Source organism: Nostoc sp., from assembly GCF_035638895.1.
In the GTDB taxonomy this organism is placed as follows: Bacteria; Cyanobacteriota; Cyanobacteriia; order Cyanobacteriales; family Nostocaceae; genus Nostoc.
The window spans coordinates 1-2,832 of sequence record NZ_DASQZC010000132.1; the positions used below are offsets into that span (position 1 = coordinate 1).

Here is a 2,832-nt window from a genome sequence, read left to right on the forward strand (position 1 = left end):
AGTTGCGATCGCTAGTTTAGTTTAAATATTGATTATTTTGAGGGTGGGTTTTGTACCTACCCTTTTTGTTACTCACTCGTAACTTTTTATTTGGTAACGTATGTTAAAAGATGCATCTGTTAGCGTAGCGGGCGCGCGTACTCGCGCGACAGAATTATTAGATTCAAAACCTTTAAACTTAAAAAGACTTGGAATCGATGAGATAGCTTTGATTAAAGGAAAAGGTAATTACTGTGCAGTACTAGTAGACTTAGATACATCTAAGTTGCTCGTAATTTTAAGCGATCGCACTCCAGAGATAATCAAGAAAACCCTTATATGGTGGGGAACTGAAGTTTTAGAACAAATAGAGGAAGTCAGTATAGATTTATGGAAAGGGTATAAAACTTTAGTTACAGAATTAATGCCTAAAGCTCAAGTAGTTGCAGATAGATTTCACGTTATGGTTCAGATAAACAAGGAATTAGATACACAGAGAAAACAAGAAAAGCGGAATGTAGAACATTTAATAAAAAAAGCAAAAACATCATCAGAAAAGGTAGAACATGAAAAAAAAATTAGCAGGAATTAATAAAAGTAAATACGTTCTACTTAAAAACGAGGCGCTCTTGCAATTATAGTGATAATTCTCCCACTCGTCTTTGTAGTAACCTTAAAATAACCTGTTGTTCACCTTCTTGTTTCCCTTCTTGTTTTCCGCGCTCGTAGCCGATACGTTCACCTGTAGTTATATACCTCATAGTCAACTCCTGCTCAAATTTCATAAAAATAGATTTTAAGCTGATTTATTTGTTCGCAACCAGTTAAGTAAATCTTCCATAGCAGTAAAATCTAACAAAGCTTCGGCAAGGTTTTCTAACTGATTTAAAGAAAGAGATTTGATGCGCTCTTGCAATTCTGGTGATAATTCTCCCACTCGTCTTTTTAGTAACCTTAAAATAAGTCGTTGTTCACCTTCTTGTTCACCTTCTTGTTTTCCGCGCTCGTAGCCGATGCGCTCACCTGTAGTTACATATCTCATAGTCCGCTCCTGCTCAAATTGTTTAAACTCTTCCCAAAACTGATTTTTCAATGCCTTTGGTAATATCATAACCCAATCGATGAATCGATACAGGTTGCGAATATCTTGCTCTTCTAAGCCCAAATCATATAGCCTACGAATTAAGCTAAATTTCCATATTTTGCGTTGTTCGGGTGATGAGCGTGTCTGCTGCGTTTTCAAATGCGCCATGACGACAGTTGCAAATGGATTGTCGCTATTTTCTAACTCATGAAAGCGATTTTCGTAATCCAAAAGTTTAATACTGCCAAATTCAAAAGTTAAGCGAGTATTGGGATAATTGTAGCTGTAATTGCTTGGTCGCCATTCGCGGTTTGGATCGCAGAGAATTGCAAGGCTTATTGCTGGTCGATCAAAGCGGTCAAATATGCGAAAATTATAGGTAAACATCCGCTTGCTAAAGTTATCTTCTTTTTGTCTCTGAATTTCGACATGGATTAATAACCATAGTTCTTCCCCTTGGGTTTGCCAAACTTTGACTAATTGATCGGCATATCTTTTACCCTGTTCAGCTTCACGAGCTATTTGTTGGAATTCTTTATCTAAAAATTCGTAGGGACGTTCCCAATCAATTAATGCAGAAGTTTCTGGAAAAAAGAAATGCATTGCTTGGGGAAAATAAGCTTCTATAATTTCTTTCCAAGAGCTATCAAAATCAGCGCGTAGGCGTAGCCCGTCGTAGACATCGCTAATATTAGTCATGAATTGATTGCAGATGATAAATTTGGAAAATTCTTAACATTTAGTTTCGCTTTGCTTAACTATAGCATTCATAAATCATGCGTTAAAAACTGTGCCGACATTAGCAAAAAAATAAGCGTCAAAGCTTTTTTTGAATGCACCCTAAATCGCTAGTTTAGCTAAAATATTCATTGCTTTAAAGGCGGGTTTTGTACCTGCCTTTTTTTGCTATTGTCAGTTAGAGATTCTAGTAATCACTATCGAAAAACCATGAATTTAATGTAAAATTTTGCAATCACAAGTCTGTGAATACTGAGAAAGATCCACAGGCGATGTCTACAACGGGCTACGCCTAGACTAAAAATGGTTCTTTATTTCTTGCCCTGCGATCGCACATCAATAGATTACGTACAATCTATCTAGAATCAAATTTGGCAAAACCGCTCATGTTAAACTACAATCCACTGCATTGTTTGCCATCTTCCGAAGAATTACCCGACTCAGATGATACTGCTGTGGATAATGAACTCCAAAATTTAATTCCCGGCTTACTGAAAACGACACTGGCTTTGGCTTGGTGCGATCGTTGGGATTGGTTCTTTGGTGTTGACATGGGTATTTATTATCACCCAGACAAACCAGCGATTGTCCCTGATGGGTTTCTTAGCTTAGGAGTTAAACGCTTCATTGATGAGGACTTGCGCCTAAGTTATGTCTTGTGGGAAGAAAAGAAGCAGCCAATCTTAGCACTAGAAGTTGTTTCTCAAATATATCGGGAAGAATATAGCACCAAGAAAGAATTCTATGCCAAAGAATTAGGGATTTTGTACTACATTGTATATAGTCCGCTTCGGCGTAAAAAGACACCTTTGGAGGTGTATCACCTAGTTGATGGGGAATATATATTAATGTCAGGAAATCCCGTTTGGCTGCCAGAGATTGGTTTAGGAATTGGGCGAGAACGGGGAATTTATCAAGGTATAGTGCGGGAGTGGCTGTACTGGTATGACGAGGAAGGGCAAAAATTGCTGACACCAGAAGAACGCATTAGAGAAGCGGAAGAACGCACAGCTTTTGAAGAACAGCGACGG

General features: G+C 38.0%; 2 protein-coding genes and 2 pseudogenes. 2 read left to right on the forward strand and 2 right to left on the reverse strand.

All coding sequences use genetic code 11. From position 1 onward, the window contains the following. Positions 1-145: 145 nt before the first annotated feature. A pseudogene (locus VE944_RS06455) lies at positions 146-602 on the forward strand (ISL3 family transposase); the annotation flags it as partial. Between the two features lie 21 nt (positions 603-623). On the opposite strand, the pseudogene VE944_RS06460 reads toward VE944_RS06455, so the two are convergent. Beyond that, positions 624-767: pseudogene (locus VE944_RS06460) on the reverse strand (DUF4351 domain-containing protein); the annotation flags it as partial. A gap of 8 nt (positions 768-775) precedes the next feature. Beyond that, positions 776-1,762 carry a DUF4351 domain-containing protein gene (locus VE944_RS06465; RefSeq protein WP_324973997.1) on the reverse strand — a complete coding sequence of 329 codons (987 nt, stop codon included), beginning with the start codon at positions 1,760-1,762 and terminating at the stop codon, positions 776-778. Positions 1,763-2,187: 425 nt separating this feature from the next. Between VE944_RS06465 and VE944_RS06470 the strand changes: the two genes are divergently transcribed. Further along, positions 2,188-2,832, forward strand: a 645-nt coding sequence (locus tag VE944_RS06470; RefSeq protein WP_324973999.1) for a Uma2 family endonuclease, incomplete at its 3' end; no start/stop codon positions are given.